A 21,903-nucleotide genomic window follows, 5' to 3' on the forward strand; every position below is an offset into this window, starting at 1 on the left:
ACTTTGCCATTTCGGAGTTTTTATGCCGCCCCGCCGTTATAACCCAGACCGCCGACGTGACGAGCTTCTCGACCGTATCAGCCTTGATATCCCACAGGCCGTTTCCCTCGCCCTGCGCGAAGACCTGGGTGGAGACGTTGACCCGAACAAAGACATCACCGCTCAGCTGCTGCCCGAAGACCACTTATCCCATGCGGTGGTCATTACCCGTGAAGATGGCGTCTTCTGCGGCAAGCGCTGGGTTGAAGAAGTCTTCATCCAGCTCGGCGGCGACGTAACGGTGAAATGGCACGTTAAAGACGGGCAAAAAGTGACGGCAAACCAGCCGCTGTTCGAACTCGATGGCCCGTCGCGCGTGCTGCTTACCGGCGAACGTACCGCGCTGAACTTCGTGCAGACGTTGTCTGGGGTAGCAAGCGAAGTCAGCACCTACGTTGACCTGCTGGAAGGGACGAATACCCAGTTGCTGGATACCCGCAAAACCCTACCGGGCCTGCGTACCGCCCAGAAATACGCCGTACTCTGCGGCGGCGGCAGCAACCATCGCCTGGGCCTGTCGGACGCCTTCCTGATTAAAGAAAACCACATTATCTCTTCGGGTTCGATTCGCCAGGCCGTAGAAAAAGCGTTCTGGCTGCATCCCGACGTGCCGGTTGAGGTTGAAGTCGAGTCGCTTGACGAGCTGGAGCAGGCCTTAAAAGCCGGGGCCGATATCATCATGCTGGACAACTTCGACGTTGAGCAAATCCGCCAGGCCGTCGCGCTGACAGCGGGTAAAGCCCGGCTGGAAGTCTCCGGCAACGTCACGAAAGAAACTATTCGTGAATTCGCCCTGACCGGGGTTGATTTTATCTCCGTTGGCGCGCTCACCAAGCATGTCCGAGCCCTCGACCTCTCCATGCGTTTCCGCTAACGCTTCTCCTTCAGATGGGTCATATGGCCCGTCTGAACCTCTCGTTTTGCGTAATGCTTCGCACAGTTTCTGTCAGCTTCTGCAACTCGTGAAAAAAGGCTGGAAGGCCTCTTCCTGAAGTCCCTTTTGCTTATCGCCAGAGGAAATCACCATTGGCAAAGTGTCGTCTCTTTCACAAGGAGCGACATATGCAAAAACAGCAGGGATTTACCCTCATCGAACTGATGGTCGTCATTGGCATCATTGCCATTCTGAGCGCTATTGGCATACCTGCCTATCAGAACTACCTTCGCAAAGCGGCGCTCACCGATATGCTGCAAACCTTCCTCCCCTATCGAACGGCGGTAGAGCTTTGCGCCATCGACCGGGGAAGCGTCACGCCGTGCAATGCAGGCAGCAACAGCATTCCAGCTGTGAAATCCACGCGTTATGTCAGCAATATGACTGTTAATCAGGGCGTGATCGCTTTGAGCGGACAGGAAACCCTCAACGGCCTTTCCGTCACGCTGACGCCCGTCTGGTCAAATGCCGAGGGCGTGAAAAGCTGGACCCGCGCCTGCACCGTGGCGGACGACGGCTCGCTAAAACAGGCCTGCGAAGAAGTCTTCCGTTTTGACAACGAGCCAGCGCCAGCAGGGGAATAACCATGCAGACCAGCCCGCAGATCCTCGCTTTATGCTCGAAGTTCAACGCTGTGCTGCTGGCCGAAGAGGAGACTCGCCTGAGGATAGCAGCCGCGCCGAATCCTCCGGCCCAGATGTTTGAAGCGCTCCGTTTTGTCTGCGACAAGCATATTGAGATTGAAGTCTGGCCCACGGAGCGGCTGGAAAAGGCCAGGCACCTTGCCGGTAGGGCAAAACCCGCCACGTCTCCGGAAGGCGGCCAGACGGTTGTGACGTTACTGAATGAGACGCTGCAAAAAGCTATGGCGCTGCGGGCGTCTGATATTCATTTTGAGCCCACGGAAGAGCATTACAGGATCAGACTGCGGGTAGATGGCGTATTGCAGTTACAGCCCGCTCTGCCCCTCCACCTCTCTGCTGCCTTTACGGCCAGGCTTAAGGTGCTTGGTAATCTTGATATTGCTGAACGTCGCCTGCCGCAGGACGGGCAAATGGACATGGATATCGGAGGCAGCAAAGCCTCCTTCCGTATCTCAACCCTTCCGGTTCGCTATGGGGAAAAGGTCGTCCTGCGACTTTTACAGCAAACCGAACAGCCGCTGGATATTTGCGCGCTGGGAATGTCGTCTCGCGATACTAAACTGTTCCAGTCGGAGCTGGCCTGGCCGCAGGGCATGATCCTGGTGACCGGACCAACGGGCAGCGGCAAAACAATTACCCTCTACAGCGCGCTCAATGCGTTAAACCAAACGGGTATCAACGTCTGCAGCGTTGAGGATCCGGTAGAGATTCCGCTGCCGGGACTCAACCAGACTCAGGTCAATATCAAGGCCGGGCTGAATTTTCAGAACGTGCTCCGCGCCCTGCTGCGCCAGGATCCCGATGTCATTATGATTGGGGAGATACGCGATGGCGAAACGGCAGAAATAGCGATCGAGGCCGCCCAGACGGGACACCTTGTTCTCTCAACGCTGCATACCAACTCAACAATCGAAACGGTGATTCGCCTTGAACAGATGGGTATCGCCCGCTGGCTGCTGGCCTCTGCGCTTAATCTGGTGATTGCCCAGCGCCTGGTGCGCAAACTCTGTCCCCACTGTAAAAGAAGAGGAACACATAAAACTATTCTGCCGCCGGATACCTGGCCCGATCCCCTTCCAGACCTGCATGCCGCAGGCTGCGAGCGTTGCTATAGCGGATATTATGGCCGTACCGCCCTGTTCGAAATCCTGCCGATAGATAGCGCACTGCGTACCGCTATTGCCAGCGGAGCGCCAATGAGCGAACTTGAAAGTATCGCCCGCCAGCGGGGTATGGTCAGCCTGTTTGAAAGCGGCTGCCTGGCCGTGTCGCAGGAGCAGACAACGATGGAAGAGGTCTACCGCGTGCTGGGTGTATCCCGTGGCTAAAGTGGTTATCTGGCACTGGAAAGCCGTCGATCAACACGGGCAGCTTCAGGAGGGCGCAACCCTTGCAGAGGATCGGGCCGGGCTGGTAATGCAACTGCTGGAACAGCGGCTGCAACTAATTAGCCTACATAAAAGCGATCGCGCGCGACGCGGTTGCTGGCATATCCAGCAGAAAATCCAGCTCTTTCGGCAGCTTGCTACGCTTCTCCAGGCGGGTATCTCGCTTGCCGATGGGTTAACACTGATGGCAAACCAGCATCCTTACCGCGAGTGGCGAGCGCTGCTGCAGCGAATTGGTCAGCAAGTCTCACAAGGAATGTCTTTCTCGGATTCACTACGCCAGTGGCCTGGGATATTTCCGCCACTGTTTATCGCGCTGGTTCACATTGGCGAACTGACAGGCAAACTTGATGAATGCACCCGTCGCCTGGCAGAGCAACAGGAGCAGCTTTATCAACTGCATAAAAAAGTGAAGAAAGCGTTGCGCTATCCGCTCTTTATTATGGCTGTGGCCATAGCGGTTACGGCGGGCATGATGGGATTTGTGCTTCCCGAGTTTGCTGCAATATATCGTTCGTTCAATGCACCGCTACCCGTCATCACGCTCGGGGTAATGGCGATTTCAGGATGGGTGATATCGCAGGGTGCATGGTGGCTTACGGGGCTGATACTGCTGGTAGCATCCTGGATGGTATTGAGGCAGCAGAAGCCACACTGGCAGGAGCAAGAGCAAAAGCTGTTGCTCAGGCTCCCTCTGGTTGCGCCTTTGTGGCGGGGCCAAATGCTCAGCCAAATCTATACCACGCTCTCGCTTTCTCAGCAGGCAGGTATTCCACTGCTCCAGGGACTGGCGGCCGTGGAACAGACCATTCCCGCGATTTTCTGGCAAAAGGTAATGAATCAGATTGGTCGCCAGGTCGCGCAGGGCATGCCCTTCTGGCAATTAGTGAGTTCAGCCGGATGCTTTTCGCCCCTGTGCGCACAAATGATACGCATCGGAGAAGAGTCAGGCGCGCTGGATTTAATGCTGGAAAAGCTGGCTGCCTGGCACCATGGTCAGACGCAGGATCTTGCCGACAATCTGGCTGCGGCCCTTGAGCCCGTCATGATGATAGTCATTGGACTGATCGTAGGCACGCTGGTCATCGCCATGTATCTGCCGATATTTCAACTGGGGGATGCAATGAACGGAGGATAATGGCGCAGCGGGCGCTGCGCCATACTTAACTTACAGGCTGTTAAATACGCGGTTTTCCTGCTCCGCAACGCGGATAAAGGTCGTGCGTTTAGTCAGCTCTTTCAGGCGAGATGCGCCAACATAGGTACAGGCTGAACGCAGGCCGCCCATAATATCACGAGCCGTGTTTTCAACTGGGCCACGCAGCGGCAGCTTAACAGTTTTACCTTCAGCCGCACGGTACTGCGCAACGCCACCAACGTGACGGGTCATCGCGGACTCAGAGCTCATGCCGTAGAACAGCATGAATTTCTCACCGTTCTCTTCAACCACGGTACCGCCGCTCTCTTCATGACCAGCCAGCATACCGCCGAGCATCACGAAATCTGCGCCGCCACCGAAGGCTTTTGCAACGTCGCCCGGAACGGTACAACCACCGTCACTGACGATCTGTCCGCCAAGGCCGTGCGCCGCATCGGCACACTCAATGACAGCAGACAGCTGAGGATAACCGACGCCGGTTTTTACGCGCGTCGTACAGACGGAACCAGGGCCGATGCCAACTTTCACAATGTCTGCACCGGAGAGAATCAGCTCTTCACACATCTCACCTGTCACAACGTTACCCGCGCAGATGGTTTTGTCCGGCCATGCTTCACGCGCTTTGCTGACGAACTGAGTAAAGTGTTCAGAGTAGCCGTTAGCCACATCGATACAGATAAAGGTCAGGCCCGGATGCAGCGCCAGAATCTGTTTCGTCTTGTTGAAATCGGCTTCAGACGTGCCGGTAGAAACCATCACGTGGCGCAGAATATTTTCGGGGACAGATTTAACGAAGCTGCTCCACTGCTCGACGGAGTAGTGCTTGTGTACAGCAGTGAGGATATCGAAGGAGGCCAGCGCTTGCGCCATGCCGAAGGTACCCACAGTATCCATGTTTGCCGCAATAATCGGCACACCAGACCATGCAATACCGGAATGTTTGAAAGTAAACTGGCGCTCAAGCTCTACATCAGAGCGGCTTTTCAGCGTGGAACGTTTCGGGCGAATCAGAACGTCTTTAAAACCTAACTTCAAATCTTCTTCAATACGCATGTTGCGGATTCCTGGTAATGGCGATGGACGCGGGAACGTTATCGGCGGTACAACTGCCAACTCCAGTGACGCTATCATACGCACTAATAATGGCTCCGCAAGACTGCGAAAACAGTCTTTTTTACGCTACAATCGTTAAAATTTACCCGAGAAAGAGCAAAGCGGTGACAGGAGATTCTTAATTTTCATTCATGCGTTTTTTTTTGCTTTACTAACTCCGGTCAGAAAATGTTATATCTCTTCGATTAAACATAGACTTAAGGTCCTGCATTTATGGTTTATACGGTGGCATTAACAGGTGGAATAGGCAGCGGAAAAACGACCGTCGCCAACAGTTTTTCCCACCTGGGTATCGCCGTAATAGACGCTGACGTCATTGCCCGTCAGGTTGTAGAACCAGGGCAGCCTGCTTTGGGTGAAATTTCGGCACATTTTGGTCACGAAATATTACTGCCGGACGGCTCGCTCAATCGCCGACTGCTGCGCGAGAAAATCTTTGCTAACGCGCAGGAGAAGCAGTGGCTCAATGCCCTTTTACATCCGCTTATCCACCAGCGTACCCAAACAGAACTCCGCAACGCCCGTTCGCCCTATGCGCTATGGGTGGTGCCGCTATTGGTTGAAAATCACCTCCAGCACAAAGCGGATCGCGTGCTGGTCGTAGATGTATCACCAGAAATACAAATCGCGCGAACCACAGGCCGCGATAAGGTTAGCCGCCAGCATGCCGAGCAGATCATTGCCGCACAGGCAACCCGTGAACAGCGCCTGGCCGTTGCCGATGATGTGATTAATAACGACGGCTCTCCGAATGAGGTAGCCGTACACGTTGACCGTTTGCACCGCCAGTACCTGAAGCTGGCGAGTCAGGCCGCACAACTGGACAAAAAATAATGACCACTCAGATCCTTTATGAGCACCCCCTGAATGAAAAAATGCGCACCTGGCTGCGTATTGAATTTCTGATCCAGCAGTTCGAAACTGCACTGCCCATTACAGACTCTGCCAGCGCCCTGCATTTTTTCCGCAATATCGGCGACCTGCTGGACGTGTTCGAGCGGGGTGAGATCCGTACCGATATTCTGAAAGAGCTTGAGCGCCAGCAGCGCAAGCTGCTGAACTGGGCAGAAGTGCCGGGCGTCGATATGCAGCTTATAGACTCCTTGCGCGGCCAGCTGAAAGAGCGCGGCAGCGTGTTAATGTCAGCGCCGCGCATCGGGCAGTATTTGCGTGAAGATCGCCTTATCGCCCTGGTTCGTCAGCGTCTCAGCATCCCCGGCGGCTGCTGCAGCTTCGATCTGCCTACGCTGCATCTGTGGCTGCATCTGCCGCAGGCTCAGCGCGACGAGCAGATTGAACTCTGGCGTAACAGCCTGCAACCGATAAAGAGCTCGCTGGATTTACTGCTTGATATCATTCGTAATTCCGCACCGCTACGCAAACAGACCAGCCTTAACGGCTTCTACCAGGACAACGGTGATGACGCCGATCTGCTGCGGCTGCGCATGGAACTGGTGGATCAGGTTTACCCGCAGATCTCAGGCCATAAGAGCCGTTTTGCGATCCGTTTTCTGCCGCTGGATAGCGAGCACGGAACTATTCCCGAGCGTCTGGATTTCGATCTGGCGTGCTGTTAAGGAGGCGTAATGTCTGAACAAACCGTTGTAAACTGTCCTGGCTGCGGCAGAGCCGTGATCTGGAATGAAACCAGCCCTTACCGTCCATTTTGCAGCAAGCGCTGCCAGCTGATTGATTTAGGCGAATGGGCTGCAGAAGAAAAACGCATCCCCAGCAGCAGCGACCTTTCCGACAGCGACGGCTGGAGCGAAGAACAGCATGACTGATGCCTTACCTCAAACGTTTGAGAAACAATGAGGTATAACCAGAGAAATAAACCACGAAATTCAATTCATTGCTTTTCGGCTAATAACCACAAAGCAGGAAAACCACGCTTTCTCCTTCTTTGTCAGCAATCTCAGCAGCCTTAAGGCTGCTGAAGTTTTTTAACGACGGGTTCGTTGGCGGGAGGGAATTCGCTGGCGACCAGTTCATTCACCGCAATCCATTGCCCCTGCTGTCCTTCTCTGCCCCAGGGCTCGCCCTGCCAGCCGTCCACCATAAAGAACCAAAGCGTGATATGCAGCCCATCTTTTTCCCAGACGATGGTTTCATAGCGCGAAAAGCTCGTGGCTGTGATACCAATTTCCTCTTCCAGCTCTCTGACCAGCGCCTGCTCGGGCGTTTCATCGGCTTCAATTTTGCCGCCCGGGAATTCCAGTTTATTCGCCATATGCACATCGGCGGGACGTCGCGTGATAAAAACTTCACCCTGCGGATTGCGAATTATCCCGGCGGCAATTTTCAACTGTTTCATTTTTGTTCAGATGATCCCTGTAAAAAAGGCGCAGCAAGCTGCGCCTTTATCTTTCAGTAGGTGCTTAGCTCAGACGGCCGTGGCACTGCTTAAATTTCTTACCGGAACCGCATGGGCACGGATCGTTACGGCCCACTTTGCGCTCACCGGATTCTGCTGCCAGTTCCTGTGCTGCCTGTGTTTCTGAGTCGACGTGGCTCAGCTGCTGCATCTGGGCCAGACGCTCGGCCTCTTCGCGGCGCTGCTGCTCCATCGCCTCCACTTCTTCCGGCATGCGAACCTGGACTTTACACAGCGTGCTGATGACTTCGTACTTCAGCGATTCAAGCATGGCCGCAAACATCGAGAAGGACTCGCGCTTGTATTCCTGCTTCGGATCCTTCTGCGCGTAGCCGCGCAGGTGGATACCCTGACGCAGGTAGTCCATTGCTGCCAGATGCTCTTTCCACAGGGAATCCAGAGTCTGCAGCATGACGCCTTTCTCAAAGTGACGCATCATCTCGACGCCGACCACTTCCTCTTTACGCTGATAAACTTCTATCGCGTTCTGCAGAATGCGCTCACGCAGCGTCTCTTCATGCAGCTCTGGCTCTTTGTCCAGCCACTCTTTGATTGGCATATCGAGGTCGAAGTCATTTTTCAGACGCTCTTCCAGACCCTGTACGTCCCACATCTCTTCCAGCGACTGCGGCGGGATGTGCGCATCAATCGTGGTTTTAAACACATCTTCACGGATGCTGCTGATGGTTTCGCTAACGTCGCTCACGTCCAGCAGTTCGTTACGCTGGGAGTAAATCGCGCGACGCTGGTCATTTGCCACGTCATCGTATTCCAGCAGCTGCTTACGAATATCGAAGTTGCGGCTTTCTACCTTACGCTGGGCGTTAGCAATCGCTTTGGTGACCCACGGGTGTTCAATCGCTTCGCCAGGCTTCATACCCAGTTTGCGCATCATGCTGGAAACGCGATCTGAGGCAAAAATACGCATCAGGGCGTCTTCCATCGACAGGTAGAAACGAGAAGAACCCGCATCACCCTGACGACCAGCACGGCCGCGCAGCTGGTTATCGATACGGCGGGATTCGTGACGCTCGGTACCAATGATGTGCAGACCACCGGATGCCAGAACAGCGTCGTGGCGAATCTGCCAGTCGGCTTTGATCTGGGCGATTTGCTCAGGGGTTGGATCTTCAAGCTGAGCAACTTCTTCCTGCCAGCTGCCGCCCAGTACGATATCCGTACCACGACCCGCCATGTTGGTTGCGATAGTCACTGCCGCCGGGTAACCCGCCTGGGCAACGATGCCTGCTTCGTTAGCGTGGAATTTGGCGTTCAGAACGTTGTGCTTGATACCTGCTTTCGTCAGCTCAGCGGAAACCACTTCGGATTTCTCGATGGAGATGGTACCCACCAGAACGGGCTGGCCGTTGGTAGTCCGCTCTTTGATGTCTTCGATGATAGCGCCGATTTTATCCAGCTCGGTCATGTAGACCAGGTCAGGCATGTCCTTACGGATCATCGGACGGTTCGTTGGCACCACGATGGTATCAAGTTTGTAGATCGAGCTGAATTCGAACGCTTCGGTGTCCGCGGTACCGGTCATACCGGCCAGTTTCTCATACAGACGGAAGTAGTTCTGGAAGGTGATAGACGCCAGCGTCTGGTTTTCGTTCTGGATATCCACGCCTTCTTTGGCTTCGACAGCCTGGTGCAGACCATCAGACCAGCGGCGACCCTGCATGGTACGGCCGGTGTGCTCATCAACGATGATGACTTCGCCATCTTTGACGATGTAGTCAACGTCGCGGGTGAACAGCACGTGGGCGCGCAGCGCGGCGGTTACATGGTGCATCAGCATAATGTTAGTTGGCGAGTACAGAGACTCGCCCTCTTCCATCATGCCTTCGTTCATCAGCAGCTCTTCAATCAGAACCAGACCGCGCTCGGTGAGGTTAACCTGACGAGATTTTTCATCCACGGAGAAGTGGCCTTCACCTTCGAAGGTGTCGGAATCTTCTTTTTCCTGACGGATCAGGTGCGGGATGATTTTATTCACTTTTTTGTACAGCTCGGAGCTGTCTTCGGCCGGGCCGGAGATGATCAGCGGCGTACGGGCCTCATCGATAAGGATTGAGTCAACCTCATCCACCAGCGCGTAATGCAGTTTGCGCTGCACGCGCTCTTCCGGGCTAAATGCCATATTGTCGCGAAGATAGTCAAAACCGTACTCGTTGTTGGTACCGTAGGTGATGTCAGCTGCATAAGCTTCACGCTTCGCCGGTGCTGGCATGCCTGGCAGGTTGATGCCAACGCTCAGCCCAAGGAACTCGAACAGCGGACGGTTGTTTTCGGCATCTCGCTGGGCAAGATAGTCGTTCACGGTAATAACGTGTACGCCTTTACCGCTTAACGCATTCAAATAGGCAGGCAGCGTCGCAGTCAGCGTTTTACCTTCACCCGTACGCATTTCCGCGATGCAGCGGTCGTTCAGCACCATACCGCCAAGCAGCTGCACGTCGAAGTGGCGCATGCCGAACACACGCTTACTTGCTTCACGCACAACGGCAAAGGCCTCTGGAATTAAAGTTTCCAGCACTTCGCCCTTTTCAAGACGGGCGCGAAACTCAACGGTTTTCGCCTTCAGCTCATCGTCGGTGAGCTTTTCCATGGTCGGTTCCAGACCGTTGATCATGGTCACAACTTTACGCATACGACGTAAAGTACGGTCGTTCCGACTACCAAAGACTTTAGTTAATAACTTGATTAGCATAATAAATTCTCAAACGCCTGCTCAAAGCAGATCGACAAATGGTGTTATAATATAAGGATATTTTGTTTAGCTGAGGCGTTCGGGACCGGCGCGGATCCCCTGCACCTGGCTTATCCACAGCGCGGGCATAAATGTCGCGACTGCGGGGCGCTGCCAGAGTGAAATGCGGCGGACAATGACGGGTGGCTTGCTTTCCTGGGTAAGCAACGCGTTGAGCGTATCCAGTAAAGCGAGATGCTGAGCCTGAAGGGGCAGACTCTCTTCCACAGGTAGCACCTGAGGCGCCATGGCAAAAGAGAGGTGGCGAATAACCGTACGAATGGCATGCTGATGCCAGTAATCCACGGTAAACGTCGGTCGCCGGGTGCTTTCCTGCAATAATACAAGGCTATTGAAGCTGACCTGGTTAAGATAGTCCTGCGAGCTGGCAGAGGTTTCCGCCGGGGTTGCATGTTCGGTATTTCCGCTGAGCGCAGGCATGCCAAAACTCGCCGCGACCATCCCCAACAGGAGATGCGGCCAGAAATAACGTCTGCCAAATTGTCGCCAACGATTTAGAATACCAATCACTTTTTCCGCCGGAGCTTAATGTATGCGCGATAGTCGCCCGCAATCTTTAGAAATTCTGTTCGACGAGGCCGGTGCAAAGAGCGTTTTACAAAACGTACAGCAGCGCGCGACGGCCTTGCTGCGGCTCAACCATGCAGTGAGAGGCATATTGCCTGCTCAGTTGCATCCCTGGTGCCGGGTTGCAAACTTCCGACAGGGAGTTCTCGTTATCGAAACGGCGAATGCCAGCTGGTTGATGCGATTACGCTATGAACAATCCACGCTGCTAAGTGCATTACGCGCACAAATACTACCATCATTGACGTCAATCGACATCAGGATTAATCCCTCGCTGGCGGCAATTGGCAATGATTCCGTACAAGAAAACAGCATTCAGATGCCAAACGGACAGTTTGAGGTCAATCGGGAATTAAGCGAGCAGAGTGCGGAGGCATTACGAGAGGTGGCTAAACGTAGCCCGGAAAAACTGAGAGCAGCGATAGAACGACTGGCTTCATTGGCCGGAGAGAGTACCAATAAAAACCAGTCGTAATCGTGAGCGTTGGCGTTACGCCAGCACCATAGTCGGTGCTTTAAATGCCAGCGGAAGTTCAGCGTCGTCTTCGAAGGTTGCCCATTCCCAGGCTTCCTGCTTCGCTAACACTGCCTGCAACAGTTTGTTGTTCAGGGCATGACCCGATTTATAGGCGGTAAACGCGCCGATAATATTGTGGCCACACATGAACAAGTCACCGATGGCATCCAGCATTTTGTGACGAACGAATTCGTCTTCAAAACGCAGGCCGTCTTCGTTCAGTACGCGATAATCGTCAACAACGATGGCACAATCGAAGCTGCCGCCCAGGCACAAACCACGGGACTGCAGATATTCGATATCACGCATAAAACCGAAAGTACGAGCACGGCTGATCTGGCGCATAAAGGCGTCAGCAGAGAAGTTCATGCTGTAACGCTGGGTGCTGGCATCAATCGCCGGATGGTTAAAGTCGATGGTAAAGTCCAACGAGAAACCATTGTACGGTCTGAATTCAGCCCATTTATCGCCATCTTCAACGCGAACCGTCTCTTTGACCCGCACAAATTTCTTCGCGCAGTTCAGTTCGTCAATCCCGGCATCAAGCAGCAGGTAGACAAACGGCGCCGCACTACCGTCCATGATTGGAATTTCTGGCGCATCGACTTCAATAACAATATTGTCGATACCCAGCCCAGCCAGGGCGGCGTTAAGGTGCTCAACGGTAGAAATCCGCACATCGTGCTCGTTCACCAGGCAAGTACAGAGCATGGTATCACGCACGGATTTGGCATCTGCCGGAAAATCTACCGGAGGATTCAAGTCAGTGCGACGATAGATGACCCCGGTATTGGCCGGCGCAGGGCGCAACGTCAGTGTGACCTTTTTGCCGGTATGTAAACCGACACCAGTCGCCTGAACGATACGTTTAAGTGTCCTTTGTTTGATCATCGTTTAATCTCGCCAAATTAACTATCCAACCGAAGTGTATATCACTAACGGTGGGCCAGTTTAGCACAAAGAGCGGAGATGCCCAACTTCCGGTTTATTCTTAATCAGCTTGCTTACGCAGGAATGCTGGAATATCCAGGTAATCAGGTTCTTTCGCGGTCTGTGGCGTATTGTCGTTAACCACTTTCGCAGCTGGTTTTTGCTCCTGAGTCAGGGGTGCCATACCGTGCTGCTGGTAGCGATCCATAACAGGCTGCTGAACCTGCTGCTGCTTGTTGGTTACCAGAGTAATTTCTGGACGCTTGTCCATACCAATACCGGTAGCAACTACGGTCACGCGCAGTTCGTCGTTCATCTCTGGATCCAGAGAGGTACCGATAACCACGGTAGCGTTATCAGAGGCGAATGCACGGATAGTGTTACCCACGGTTTCAAACTCATCCAGACGCAGGTCGAAGCCAGCGGTGATGTTAACCAGCACGCCGCGCGCGCCAGACAGGTCGATATCTTCCAGCAGCGGGCTGGAGATAGCCATTTCGGCCGCTTCTTCTGCACGGTCTTCACCGCTGGCAACGCCGGAGCCCATCATGGCATAACCCATTTCGGACATCACGGTACGCACGTCAGCGAAGTCGACGTTCATCAGACCCGGACGAGTAATCAGTTCTGCAATACCCTGCACCGCCCCTTTCAGCACGTCGTTTGCCGCACCGAATGCATCCAGCAGAGAGATGCCACGACCCAGCACTTTCAGCAGCTTGTCGTTTGGAATGGTGATCAGGGAGTCCACATGCTTGGACAACTCGGCGATACCCTGCTCCGCAAAAGCCATGCGCTTCTTACCTTCGAAGTTGAAAGGCTTGGTCACAACGGCAACGGTCAGGATACCCAAATCTTTTGCTACTTCGGCAACAACAGGTGCTGCACCAGTACCGGTACCACCGCCCATGCCCGCAGCGATAAATACCATGTCAGCCCCTTCGAGAGCTGCACGTAACGCATCACGGTCTTCTTCCGCAGCGGTACGGCCCACTTCAGGGTTGGCTCCAGCGCCCAGACCTTTGGTAACAGCATTACCAATCTGGATAGTCTGGCCTACAGCAGTCTTACGTAACGCCTGCGCGTCGGTATTGACTGCGAAGAATTCAACGCCTTCGATGCGCTCGCGCACCATGTGTTCAACGGCATTACCGCCGCCGCCACCGACGCCGATGACTTTAATCACCGCGTCGTTGGTCAGTTCCATAGGTTCAAACATAGTTTCTCTCCGTTTTGTGCCTGTCGCCTGAGACCGCTAATTTTGTCCGGTCTCTTATAAAATTTAAAACTCTTTTCTCAGCCAGCTGTTGAATCGCTTAACCCACGAGCTGACGGAGGTGCGTTTTTCCACTTCTGCTTCACCACTGAGATGAGACTCCTTCCCGTAGTGCAGCAAGCCAACGGCAGTCGAGTAGTACGACTCCTGGGCGTAATCAGTCAGGCCAGTAATATTTAACGGCTGTCCTATACGTACCTGCGTATGGAACACGCGTTGAGCACAGGCCGCAAGGCCTTCAATCTGTGCCGCGCCGCCGGTTAACACAATCCCCGCCGCCAGGTGGTGCTTCACACCCTGCTGGCGAAGCTGCTCTTGTAACTGCAATATCTCTTCATTGACCAGGTTTAACAGCTCGGTATAGCGCGGCTCAATGACTTCAGCAAGCGTCTGACGTTGCAGGCTGCGAGGGGGACGCCCACCCACGCTTGGCACCTCTACGTTCTCGTCTTTGCCAACAATCGACCCCAGCGCACAACCGTGGCGGACTTTAATGGCTTCGGCATCGCTTGGCGGCGTACCGAAGGCATAAGCGATATCACTGGTCACCACGTTTCCTGCATAAGGGATAACTTTGGTGTGGCGCAGCGCGCCGCCAGTGTAAACCGCGATATCCATTGTACCACCACCGATATCAACTACGCAGACACCTAATTCACGTTCGTCTTCTGTTAATACGGCATAGCTTGCTGCCAGTCCGGCGAAAATGAGTTGGTCAACTTTAAGACCACAACGTTCAACGGCTTTAACAATGTTTTTTGCCATATCGTTATGGCAGGTGATCAAATGCACTTTGGCCTGCATGCGCACACCCGATAACCCTACCGGATTTTTGATCCCTTCTTGATAATCGATGGCGTATTCCTGCGGGATAACATGCAGAACGCGATGTTCGTCACGAACGCGCACCGATTTTGCGGTATGAACGACGTTTTCGACGTCTTCCTGCGTCACCTCTTCTTCAGAGATAGGCACCATACCAATTTCGTTCTGGCAGCTAATATGTTTGCCTGACAGCGCCAGATAGACCGAAGAAATCTGGCAGTCCGCCATCAGTTCCGCCTGGTCAATCGCGCGCTGCACGCATTTCACGACCGATTCAAGATCGTTTACGCCACCTTTGTCCATACCACGGGATGGACAGCTACCCACACCGATAATATTGACCATACCGTCGGGCAGAACTTCCCCTACTAAAGCGGCGACCTTCGCGGTCCCGATCTCCAGTCCTACTACCAGTTTTCTGTCCGTCGCCTTGATCATTGTTATTCTGCCTGTGCCTGATTCTGTTGCTGATTAGGATTAGCGTCCTGTACGGGAGCGGGCTGCCAGCCCACCGCCGCGCCAGAGTCATACCGCAAGTCGACGTAGCTTACCTGCTTGCCATCGGCTTGTTCCTGCTGTTGCAGAATGGGATACAATTCCACAAAGCGACTCAGGCGTTTCATCGTATCGCCCCGGCCAAGATTAAGTTTGATGCCGTTGTTCAGCGTCAGCTGCCAGGAACGACGAGCGGTCATTGCCGCTTCTTTCAACGTAAATTTATCCTTTGCCAGCACTTCGCCCATTGCGCGATAGCCCTGCAACACTTCACCTTCACTCCCTTCCGGGCCAGATAACATCGGTAAAGTCTGCTTTCCTGTGCGTTCTGCCGGCACGCTGAAGGAATTACCTTCGGCGTCAATCATATGCTGATCATTCCAGCGCGCGATGGGAACAAATTCAACCAGATGAATCTTCAATTCGTCCGGCCACTGCTTTCTTACACTCGCCTGTTTAATCCACGGCAGACGTTCGATCTGCTGCTGGATGATATTCACATCCTGGGTCATAAAGGTGCCCGGGGGCCCCAGCGCCAGGATGGACTGGCGAATATCGTCGTTGCGCGTGTAGTGTCTGTCACCCGTGACAACCAGCTTAGAGAGCGGCAGACGCTGAGCATCTTCCATCCAGCCGACCACAATCCAGCCGCCGATAAACACCGTAAACAGCACCGCGCTCAGGAAGATAATGCCTGCCAGGCGCCCGCCGTTACTGCGACGACTGCTGCTGGCTGCTTGTTCTTCCTCGCGGTTACGCGCATTCAGGGCTGCCTGTGACATATCAGTTCGCCAACGCCAGAATACGTACTACCAGCTGCGAAAAGGTCATTCCAGCCTCGCGTGCCGCCATCGGCACCAGGCTATGGCTGGTCATGCCCGGAGATGTGTTCACTTCCAGCAGATAAAACTGCCCGTCGCTATCGAGCATGACGTCTACTCGTCCCCAGCCGCTACAGCCTAAAACTTGCCATGCCTGCAGCACTAATGCCTGCAATTCTTGCTCTCGCTGTTCGATTAAACCGCTTGGGCAGAAATACTGAGTTTCATCAGAGAGATACTTCGCCTCATAATCATAGAAGGTTCCTGCCGGTTGAATACGAATTGAAGGTAATATTTCCTCACCGAGGATCGCTACCGTGTATTCAGGGCCGCTCAGCCACTTCTCGATCAGCACTTCTTCATCATGTTTAAAGGCCAGCTCCAGCGCTGCGGGCAGCGCTGCCACGTCATCGACCTTAGACATGCCAACGCTTGAACCTTCGCGGCTCGGCTTCACGATAACCGGCAAGCCTAGCTGCGCGATGCGTTCCACCGTGGTCGCTGTAATGCCCGCTTCTACGTCGCGGCGCGTTAACGCAACCCACGGAGCAACCGGCAATTCAGCGCCCTGCCAGAGCAGTTTGGTGCGCAGTTTATCCATGGTGATGGCCGAAGCCATTACGCCGCTGCCGGTATAAGGTAACTCCAGGAACTCTAACAGCCCCTGTAAGGTGCCGTCTTCGCCGCCACGCCCATGTAAGGCGATGAATACTTTGTCAAAACCCTGATTTTTGAGTTCAGTTACGGCAGTCTCTTTGGGATCGATGCCATGGGCATCAACACCGCCTTCTTTCAGCCCGGCCAGCACTGCGGCCCCCGACTGCAAAGACACGTCACGTTCAGCGGAAGTTCCACCCAGCAAAACAGCAACTTTATCAGCCATGATGGTCCTCCTCTTTAGCCTGAGGCTGTAATTTGATTTCAGCCAGGTTCTTAGCCACTTTACCGACGTTACCCGCCCCTTGCACGATGATCAGGTCATTTCCGGTTAATACCGGTGCCAGCATATCGGCGACCTGGAGCGCATCCGGCACCAGAATCGGGTCAACTTTACCGCGGCCGCGAATGGTACGACACAGCGAACGGCTGTCAGCACCAGGAATAGCAGCCTCACCTGCAGCATAAACGTCCAGCATCAGCAGAGAATCTACCTGAGACAGGACGTTAGCAAAGTCGTCATACAGGTCACGCGTGCGCGTAAAGCGATGCGGCTGGAAGATCATAACCAGATTTTTATCCGGCCAGCCGGCGCGAGCAGCTTTAATCGTCGCATCCACTTCCGTCGGATGGTGACCGTAGTCGTCCACCAGCATTGCGCTACCTTCTTTGCCATTGACCGGCGCAAGAGGATATTCGCCCAGGAAATCAAAACGACGCCCGGTACCCTGGAAGCTTTCCAGCGCGCGCTGAATGGCTTCGTCTTCAATACCTTCTTCCGTAGCCACAGCAACCGCCGCCGCTGCGTTCAATGCGTTATGGCGTCCCGGTGCGTTCAGCGTTACATGCAGCTCAGGCAAATCCCGGCGCACGATGGTGAAATGACCCTGCGGGCCTTTCTGCTGGTAGGACTCAATGCGCACGTCAGCATCGTCGCTGAAGCCGTAGGTCGTTGTCTGGCGGCCTACGCGTGGCAGCAGCTCACGGATAACCGGGTCGTCCACGCACATCACTGCCCGACCATAAAACGGCAGATTGTGCAGGAAATTAATGAACGTCTGCTTTAAATTTTCGAAGTCGCCCTGGTAGGTATCCATATGGTCAGCTTCGATGTTGGTGACAACAGAGACCATCGGCTGCAGGTGGAGGAATGACGCATCGCTCTCATCCGCTTCCGCGATCAAATAACGGCTGTGCCCCAGGCGAGCGTGGGTTCCCGCTGCTTTTACCAGACCGCCGTTAACGAACGTTGGGTCCAGGCCAGCTTCTGCATAAATGCTTGAAACCATCGCGGTTGTGGTGGTCTTGCCGTGCGTTCCCGCAATGGCAATGCCGTGGCGAAAACGCATCAGTTCGGCCAGCATTTCAGCGCGACGGATGACCGGAATACGAGCTTCATGAGCGGCAACGATTTCCGGGTTATCCTGGGAAATAGCCGTTGAAACCACCACAACGCTCGCATCACGCACGTTTTCCGGGCGATGATTAAAATAAATAGTGGCACCCAGTGCCGACAACTGCTGCGTGACCGGATTCGGCGCCAGGTCGGAACCGCTAATCTGATAGCCTTCATTGGCCAGAACTTCGGCAATACCGCCCATACCGGCGCCGCCGATGCCAATGAAGTGAATGTGCCGGACGCGACGCATCTCGGGCACGATAGAACGCAGTTTCGCCAGTTGTTGTGTATTCATTCTCTAACCTACAGCGCATTGCGCCATTACATCAAAAATTCACGGACGGCTTTCCGCCCACAACCTTTAAATCTTTACGCCAGTGCTGCGGCGCTTACTTCTTTGGCTACCCGCTCGGTGGCGTCAGGAATGGAGGCAGCGCGCGCACGTTCGGCCATCGCCAGCAACGTTGCCCTGTCCCATCCGGTGAGCGTTTCGGTAACGGCATCCACGGTAAACTGCGGCTGCTCGAGTATTTTTGCGGCGCCAGCCTTTTCCAGCGGCAGCGCGTTCCAGTATTGCTGACGGTCTTTATGCTGGAAGGGGACAAACAGCGCAGGCAAGCCTGCGGCCGCGATCTCGCTGACGGTTAAGGCACCGGAGCGGCAAACCACAACGTCTGCCCATGCGTAGGCGGCAGCCATGTCATCAATAAATTCGGTCACTTTATGCTGGGGCTGTGCGGCCTCGGCATAAGCCTGCTGCACGACAGCCTGAGCGCCTTTACCACACTGGTGCCAGATAGTGACGGCTCCAGCGAGTCGCCCGGCTACCTGTGGCATGGTCTGGTTAAGCACGCGCGCTCCCTGGGAGCCACCGACTACCAGTACGCGTACCGGCCCCTCACGGCCAGCAAAACGCTCTTGCGGCAGTGGGAGTGCCAGCACGTCCGTACGGACCGGATTCCCAACAACATCCGCATTCGGAAATGCGCCCGGGAATGCCTGCATAACTTTCTTAGCGATTTTTGCCAGCCACTTGTTCGTCAGGCCCGCAATCCCGTTTTGTTCGTGAAGCACAACCGGAATGCCAAGCGACCACGCTGCCAGACCACCCGGGCCTGAGACATAACCCCCCATACCGAGCACGACCTGCGGGCGATAAGCTTTCATGATCGCCCTCGCCTGCCGCCAGGCGTTAAAGATTCGCACCGGAGCAAGCATCATTGCTTTCAGCCCTTTCCCGCGCAGGCCTGAAATACGGATAAAGTCGATTTCAATGCCATGTTTCGGCACCAGGTCCGCTTCCATTCGATCGGCGGTGCCGAGCCAGCGAACCTGCCAGCCCTGGTCCATCAGATGATGTGCTACCGCAAGCCCCGGGAAAACGTGTCCCCCGGTGCCGCCCGCCATCACCATTAACCGCCGGGATTGATTGCTCATCGCACACCCCGCGTAAACGCCTGGGCCTTCGCCAGACGCGTTTCATAATCGATTCGCAGCAACATCACGATTGCCGTAGACATAATTAACAGGCTGGAGCCGCCGTAACTGATGAGCGGCAGCGTCAGGCCTTTCGTTGGCAGCATCCCCGCGGCTGCCCCTACGTTCACCAGCGCCTGGAAACTGAACCAGATGCCGATTGAACAGGCCAGAAAGCCCGAGAAACGCTGGTCCATATCGAGGGCGCGTCGCCCGATGGACATCGCACGAAAAGCGACGAAGAATACCATCATTAATGCCAGTGCCACACCGATATATCCCAGTTCTTCGCCGATAATGGAGAAGATAAAGTCCGTGTGTGCCTCCGGCAGATACTCCAGTTTTTGCACCGAGTTTCCTAAGCCCTGGCCCCAGAGTTCACCGCGTCCGAATGCCATCAGAGACTGCGTCAGCTGGTAGCCGCTGCCAAACGGATCTTCCCACGGGTTCCAGAAGGAGGTCACTCGGCGAATACGATATGGTTCGGCAAGAATCAGCAGGATAACCGCCGAAATCCCCATGCCGATGATGGCCAGGAACTGCCAGAGTTTCGCCCCGGCGAGGAACAGCATCGCGAGCGTGGTCACGAACAGCACAACGACGGTACCGAGGTCAGGCTGGGCCAGCAGCAGAACCGCCATCACCAGAATCACGCCCATCGGCTTCAGGAATCCGCGAAGGTTGTTACGGACTTCGTCGACCTTGCGCACCAGGTAGTTCGCCAGGTAACAGAACAGAGATAGCTTGGTAAATTCAGCAGGCTGAATACGCAGCGGACCGAAGGCAATCCAACGGGACGCACCGTTAACCGAGCTTCCCACCACCAGTACAATCAGCAGCATGGCGATGGACAGCAGCAGCATGGCGGTACTGTGACGCTGCCAGAACTCCATTGGCAGGCGCAGCGTTATCATGGAGAGCGCAAAGGCCAGAATGATGTAAAGCCCGTCACGCTTCGCAAAGAGGAACGGATCGTTTGCAAGGCGCTGACCCACGGGCATGGACGCCGAGGTCACCATAATAAAACCTACAGCTGCCAGACCAAACGTCAGCCACAGCAGGGTACGGTCATAAAGCACCATGCTGTTGGAGTCGCCCTCGCGGGAGCCCATCACCCAGCCTTTTAACGCCGCTGACACCCATGCCAGGATGGCATATCCTGGAATACGTGGCATACGCAGGCGAGGGAGTGATAAACGCATCAGCCAAGCTCCTTCGCTAATTGGGTAAAGACGTCGCCGCGCTGCTCAAAGTTTTTGAACTGGTCGAGGCTGGCACAGGCTGGCGATAACAGAACCATATCGCCAGGCTGGACGCGCGGGCCGATAAGCGCCATTGCCTGCGCCATAGTTTCGGTCTGCTCGGCGATATCAGGACGCAGCTGCGCCAGCTCCGCGCCGTCGCGGCCGAAACAATAAATACGAACGCTGGAACCTTGCAGATATGGCGCGAGGGAGGAGAAATCAGCAGATTTGCCGTCGCCGCCCAGCAGCAGATGCAGCGTGCCATCAACGTGCAGGCCGTTCAGCGCCGCTTCGGTGCTGCCAACGTTGGTAGCTTTTGAATCGTTAATCCAGCGTACGCCGTTATGTTCGTAGGCCAGCTGGAAGCGATGGGCCAGACCGGTGAAGGTGGTCAGCGCCTTCAGGCTGCTGGAACGCGGGAGCTTCACCGCATCCGCCAGCGCCAGCGCTGCCAGCGCGTTAGTGTAGTTATGCTGCCCCACCACTTTCATCTCTTTGGTGTTCAGCACCTTCTCACCTTTGACGCGCAGCCAGGTATCGCCCTGCTGACGGTTAAGGTGATAATCACCCACGTCCACGCCGAAGCTGATGCAGCGCTCGTCTGCGCCGCGTACCGGCATGGTCAGCGCATCATCCGCGTTCACCACGCAAACGGCAGCATTTTCATAAACCCGCAGTTTGGCCGCACGGTACTGCTGGAGGCCAAACGGGTAGCGATCCATATGATCCTCGGTTACGTTGAGGATCGTGGCCGCCGCCGCTTTCAGGCTGTGGGTTGTTTCAAGCTGGAAGCTGGACAGTTCAAGCACGTACAGCTCGCAGTGCTGCTCGAGAAGCATCAGCGCCGGCAGGCCAATATTGCCCCCGACCCCAACGTTAACCCCTGCCGCTTTCGCCATTTCGCCGACCAGCGTCGTCACGGTGCTTTTACCGTTAGAACCGGTGATGGCGACTATCGGTGCCTGCGCTTCGCGGCAGAACAGTTCAATGTCACCAATGATTTCTACGCCGTTCTCCGCCGCTTTGCTTAATGCCGGGAGTGCCAAAGCCATACCAGGGCTTGCGATGATTAAATCAGCTGCCAGCAGCCAGTCTTCGTTCAGGCTGCCCAAATGGCGTTCGACCGCCGCAGGCAGTTTATCCAGGCCTGCCGGAGCGATGCGGGTATCCATCACGCGCGGCGTCACGCCGCGGGCAAGGAAGAAGTCCACGCACGACAGTCCGGTCAATCCTAACCCGATAATGACGACTTTTTTACCCTGGTAATCTGCCATG

Annotated in this window: 21 protein-coding genes; 8 read left to right on the forward strand and 13 right to left on the reverse strand. The window is 55.0% G+C overall.

Annotated features, from left to right (window positions below):
* The first annotated feature begins 22 nt into the window (after nucleotides 1–22).
* The 4 genes from nadC to hofC all read left to right on the forward strand — a co-directional run bounded on the left by nadC (nucleotide 23) and on the right by hofC (nucleotide 4,143).
* The gene (gene nadC, locus AAE045_RS16895; protein ID WP_455548717.1) at nucleotides 23–913 is read left to right on the forward strand and encodes a carboxylating nicotinate-nucleotide diphosphorylase; all 891 of its coding nucleotides are present in this window, start codon (nucleotides 23–25) and stop codon (nucleotides 911–913) included.
* 188 nt (nucleotides 914–1,101) lie between these two features.
* On the forward strand, nucleotides 1,102–1,557 hold the full coding sequence (ppdD, locus tag AAE045_RS16900; RefSeq protein WP_455548718.1) for a prepilin peptidase-dependent pilin: 456 nt from the start codon (nucleotides 1,102–1,104) through the stop codon (nucleotides 1,555–1,557).
* A gap of 2 nt (nucleotides 1,558–1,559) precedes the next feature.
* Nucleotides 1,560–2,945, forward strand: coding sequence for a type II secretion system protein GspE (gene gspE, locus AAE045_RS16905; protein ID WP_455548719.1), 1,386 nt, complete (start codon nucleotides 1,560–1,562; stop codon nucleotides 2,943–2,945).
* Nucleotides 2,938–4,143, forward strand: coding sequence for a protein transport protein HofC (gene hofC, locus AAE045_RS16910; protein WP_455548720.1), 1,206 nt, complete (start codon nucleotides 2,938–2,940; stop codon nucleotides 4,141–4,143). Before gspE ends, hofC begins: the two co-directional genes overlap by 8 nt.
* Before the next feature lie 30 nt (nucleotides 4,144–4,173).
* On the opposite strand, the gene AAE045_RS16915 is transcribed toward hofC, so the two are convergent.
* Nucleotides 4,174–5,217, reverse strand: a complete 1,044-nt coding sequence (locus AAE045_RS16915; protein WP_455426944.1) for a guanosine monophosphate reductase — start codon at nucleotides 5,215–5,217, stop codon at nucleotides 4,174–4,176.
* A 273-nt stretch (nucleotides 5,218–5,490) separates the two neighbouring features.
* Between AAE045_RS16915 and coaE the strand changes: the two genes are divergently transcribed.
* Genes coaE through yacG form a run of 3 tightly spaced genes read left to right on the forward strand, consistent with a single transcriptional unit; the run spans nucleotide 5,491 to nucleotide 7,061 of the window.
* Nucleotides 5,491–6,111, forward strand: a complete 621-nt coding sequence (gene coaE, locus AAE045_RS16920) for a dephospho-CoA kinase (RefSeq protein ID WP_455548721.1) — start codon at nucleotides 5,491–5,493, stop codon at nucleotides 6,109–6,111.
* Nucleotides 6,111–6,854, forward strand: a complete 744-nt coding sequence (gene zapD / locus AAE045_RS16925; RefSeq protein ID WP_455548722.1) for a cell division protein ZapD — start codon at nucleotides 6,111–6,113, stop codon at nucleotides 6,852–6,854. The genes coaE and zapD overlap by 1 nt, the downstream gene beginning before the upstream one ends.
* A gap of 9 nt (nucleotides 6,855–6,863) precedes the next feature.
* Nucleotides 6,864–7,061 (forward strand): DNA gyrase inhibitor YacG, encoded by a 198-nt coding sequence (gene yacG / locus AAE045_RS16930; RefSeq protein WP_455548723.1) that lies wholly within the window; start codon nucleotides 6,864–6,866, stop codon nucleotides 7,059–7,061.
* Nucleotides 7,062–7,201: 140 nt separating this feature from the next.
* On the opposite strand, the gene mutT is transcribed toward yacG, so the two are convergent.
* The 3 genes from mutT to secM all read right to left on the reverse strand — a co-directional run bounded on the left by mutT (nucleotide 7,202) and on the right by secM (nucleotide 10,931).
* Nucleotides 7,202–7,591, reverse strand: coding sequence for an 8-oxo-dGTP diphosphatase MutT (mutT, locus tag AAE045_RS16935; RefSeq protein ID WP_455548724.1), 390 nt, complete (start codon nucleotides 7,589–7,591; stop codon nucleotides 7,202–7,204).
* Nucleotides 7,592–7,655: 64 nt separating this feature from the next.
* Nucleotides 7,656–10,361: a preprotein translocase subunit SecA gene (gene secA / locus AAE045_RS16940; protein WP_455548725.1), complete on the reverse strand. Its 2,706-nt coding sequence runs from the start codon at nucleotides 10,359–10,361 to the stop codon at nucleotides 7,656–7,658.
* Between the two features lie 66 nt (nucleotides 10,362–10,427).
* Nucleotides 10,428–10,931: a secA translation cis-regulator SecM gene (gene secM, locus AAE045_RS16945; protein WP_455548726.1), complete on the reverse strand. Its 504-nt coding sequence runs from the start codon at nucleotides 10,929–10,931 to the stop codon at nucleotides 10,428–10,430.
* Nucleotides 10,932–10,953: 22 nt separating this feature from the next.
* On the opposite strand from secM, the gene AAE045_RS16950 reads away from it, so the two are divergent.
* Entirely contained in the window at nucleotides 10,954–11,463 is a 510-nt protein-coding gene (locus AAE045_RS16950) for a DUF721 domain-containing protein (protein ID WP_455548727.1), read from the forward strand.
* 15 nt (nucleotides 11,464–11,478) lie between these two features.
* Here AAE045_RS16950 and lpxC read toward each other — a convergent pair whose 3' ends face one another.
* From lpxC to murD, 9 genes are all read right to left on the reverse strand, one after another.
* A complete protein-coding gene (lpxC, locus tag AAE045_RS16955) occupies nucleotides 11,479–12,396 on the reverse strand; it encodes a UDP-3-O-acyl-N-acetylglucosamine deacetylase (protein WP_455426937.1) in 918 nt (305 codons plus the stop codon).
* Nucleotides 12,397–12,496: 100 nt separating this feature from the next.
* Nucleotides 12,497–13,654 (reverse strand): cell division protein FtsZ, encoded by a 1,158-nt coding sequence (gene ftsZ, locus AAE045_RS16960; RefSeq protein WP_455426936.1) that lies wholly within the window; start codon nucleotides 13,652–13,654, stop codon nucleotides 12,497–12,499.
* Nucleotides 13,655–13,717: 63 nt separating this feature from the next.
* Nucleotides 13,718–14,974, reverse strand: coding sequence for a cell division protein FtsA (ftsA, locus tag AAE045_RS16965; RefSeq protein WP_455426935.1), 1,257 nt, complete (start codon nucleotides 14,972–14,974; stop codon nucleotides 13,718–13,720).
* A gap of 2 nt (nucleotides 14,975–14,976) precedes the next feature.
* Entirely contained in the window at nucleotides 14,977–15,813 is an 837-nt protein-coding gene (ftsQ, locus tag AAE045_RS16970) for a cell division protein FtsQ (protein ID WP_455548728.1), read from the reverse strand.
* A gap of 1 nt (nucleotide 15,814) precedes the next feature.
* Nucleotides 15,815–16,735, reverse strand: a complete 921-nt coding sequence (locus AAE045_RS16975; protein WP_455548729.1) for a D-alanine--D-alanine ligase — start codon at nucleotides 16,733–16,735, stop codon at nucleotides 15,815–15,817.
* Nucleotides 16,728–18,203, reverse strand: a complete 1,476-nt coding sequence (gene murC / locus AAE045_RS16980) for a UDP-N-acetylmuramate--L-alanine ligase (RefSeq protein ID WP_455548730.1) — start codon at nucleotides 18,201–18,203, stop codon at nucleotides 16,728–16,730. The genes AAE045_RS16975 and murC overlap by 8 nt, the downstream gene beginning before the upstream one ends.
* Nucleotides 18,204–18,277: 74 nt before the next feature.
* Nucleotides 18,278–19,345 carry an undecaprenyldiphospho-muramoylpentapeptide beta-N-acetylglucosaminyltransferase gene (murG, locus tag AAE045_RS16985; RefSeq protein ID WP_455548731.1) on the reverse strand — a complete coding sequence of 356 codons (1,068 nt, stop codon included), beginning with the start codon at nucleotides 19,343–19,345 and terminating at the stop codon, nucleotides 18,278–18,280.
* The gene (gene ftsW, locus AAE045_RS16990) at nucleotides 19,342–20,586 is read right to left on the reverse strand and encodes a cell division protein FtsW (protein WP_455548732.1); all 1,245 of its coding nucleotides are present in this window, start codon (nucleotides 20,584–20,586) and stop codon (nucleotides 19,342–19,344) included. The genes murG and ftsW overlap by 4 nt, the downstream gene beginning before the upstream one ends.
* Nucleotides 20,586–21,902, reverse strand: coding sequence for a UDP-N-acetylmuramoyl-L-alanine--D-glutamate ligase (murD, locus tag AAE045_RS16995; protein WP_455548733.1), 1,317 nt, complete (start codon nucleotides 21,900–21,902; stop codon nucleotides 20,586–20,588). Before murD ends, ftsW begins: the two co-directional genes overlap by 1 nt.
* Nucleotide 21,903 lies beyond the last annotated feature (1 nt).

It is taken from the genome of Dryocola clanedunensis (assembly GCF_038405435.1).
Lineage (GTDB): Bacteria > Pseudomonadota > Gammaproteobacteria > Enterobacterales > Enterobacteriaceae > Dryocola > Dryocola clanedunensis_A.

Coding starts and splice junctions, on each gene's coding strand:
- nadC (WP_455548717.1), top strand. CDS start 23: ATGCCGCCCCGCCGTTATAACCCAGACCGCCGACGTGACGAGCTTCTC.
- ppdD (WP_455548718.1), top strand. CDS start 1,102: ATGCAAAAACAGCAGGGATTTACCCTCATCGAACTGATGGTCGTCATT.
- gspE (WP_455548719.1), top strand. CDS start 1,560: ATGCAGACCAGCCCGCAGATCCTCGCTTTATGCTCGAAGTTCAACGCT.
- AAE045_RS16915 (WP_455426944.1), bottom strand. CDS start 5,217: ATGCGTATTGAAGAAGATTTGAAGTTAGGTTTTAAAGACGTTCTGATT.
- coaE (WP_455548721.1), top strand. CDS start 5,491: ATGGTTTATACGGTGGCATTAACAGGTGGAATAGGCAGCGGAAAAACG.
- zapD (WP_455548722.1), top strand. CDS start 6,111: ATGACCACTCAGATCCTTTATGAGCACCCCCTGAATGAAAAAATGCGC.
- yacG (WP_455548723.1), top strand. CDS start 6,864: ATGTCTGAACAAACCGTTGTAAACTGTCCTGGCTGCGGCAGAGCCGTG.
- mutT (WP_455548724.1), bottom strand. CDS start 7,591: ATGAAACAGTTGAAAATTGCCGCCGGGATAATTCGCAATCCGCAGGGT.
- secA (WP_455548725.1), bottom strand. CDS start 10,361: ATGCTAATCAAGTTATTAACTAAAGTCTTTGGTAGTCGGAACGACCGT.
- AAE045_RS16950 (WP_455548727.1), top strand. CDS start 10,954: ATGCGCGATAGTCGCCCGCAATCTTTAGAAATTCTGTTCGACGAGGCC.
- lpxC (WP_455426937.1), bottom strand. CDS start 12,396: ATGATCAAACAAAGGACACTTAAACGTATCGTTCAGGCGACTGGTGTC.
- ftsZ (WP_455426936.1), bottom strand. CDS start 13,654: ATGTTTGAACCTATGGAACTGACCAACGACGCGGTGATTAAAGTCATC.
- ftsA (WP_455426935.1), bottom strand. CDS start 14,974: ATGATCAAGGCGACGGACAGAAAACTGGTAGTAGGACTGGAGATCGGG.
- ftsQ (WP_455548728.1), bottom strand. CDS start 15,813: ATGTCACAGGCAGCCCTGAATGCGCGTAACCGCGAGGAAGAACAAGCA.
- AAE045_RS16975 (WP_455548729.1), bottom strand. CDS start 16,735: ATGGCTGATAAAGTTGCTGTTTTGCTGGGTGGAACTTCCGCTGAACGT.
- murC (WP_455548730.1), bottom strand. CDS start 18,203: ATGAATACACAACAACTGGCGAAACTGCGTTCTATCGTGCCCGAGATG.
- murG (WP_455548731.1), bottom strand. CDS start 19,345: ATGAGCAATCAATCCCGGCGGTTAATGGTGATGGCGGGCGGCACCGGG.
- ftsW (WP_455548732.1), bottom strand. CDS start 20,586: ATGCGTTTATCACTCCCTCGCCTGCGTATGCCACGTATTCCAGGATAT.
- murD (WP_455548733.1), bottom strand. CDS start 21,902: ATGGCAGATTACCAGGGTAAAAAAGTCGTCATTATCGGGTTAGGATTG.